Annotated in this window: 1 protein-coding gene; it reads right to left on the bottom strand. The window is 43.5% G+C overall.

The features are described 5' to 3' along the window. Positions 1-614, bottom strand: a 614-nt coding sequence (gene fmt, locus ACS8FD_RS18325; RefSeq protein WP_439276900.1) for a methionyl-tRNA formyltransferase, incomplete at its 3' end; no start/stop codon positions are given. Positions 615-874 lie beyond the last annotated feature (260 nt).

The following is an 874-nucleotide window of genomic DNA, read 5'->3' on the forward strand; positions in this document are numbered from 1 at the left end:
AGGACAGTGCTGATAGCCGTTGCTCCTAAATCAGCTAATTTGTCGTGCAAGCTTGCAGCTGTATCATCATCAGCGATAGTACAGCTGGCTTCGTAGAGCATATCTCCAGTATCCAAACCTTTATCCATTTGCATAATGGTAATGCCAGTCTTGGTATCCCCTGCCAATAACGCGCGATGAATAGGCGCCGCGCCGCGCCAGCGCGGTAGAAGTGAAGCATGGATATTTAAACAACCATAAGTTGGGATATCTAATACACCGATAGGCAAAATCAAACCATAGGCTGCGACAATCATGATATCAGGCTGATAGCTTGCCAATGTCTGTCTAGCAGCCAAGCCTTCAGTGTTAGATTTTTTGAAGGTGGCAGGCTGCTCGATGGCAATATCATGAGTGAGCGCTACTTGCTTAACAGCAGAGGCAGATAGTTTTTGGCCACGGCCTGCTTTGCGATCGGGCTGCGTATATACCGCAACGATGTCTATATTAAGTTGCTCTTGCTGAGCGATGAGTGATTCAAGGCTAGCAGCAGCAAACTCAGGTGTACCTGCAAACACCACGCGCAATCGATTGGTTTGTACCCTATCATTAGAAACAGCATTAGTTGTGGTCATAGCACCATATTATATATTGTGTGATTGGTCGTCACATTATAGGTGAGTTTACAGCGTTGTGCCATAATTGTGAGCTGAGTTATCTATTTGCAGATAGCTATCGTTGTCTTTAATTTATAATGACTCTCTTGACTTAGTCTGTATTGACATTATGCTAGTGACTTTTGCTATTTATAGGTACTTATCTAGTTGGTATTCACTAGTCGATAGTTAGTTTAGTCTGTTTAAATGATAAACCAAGCGGCCACGCTATGTCCAAT

The organism is Psychrobacter sp. 1U2 (assembly GCF_051847575.1).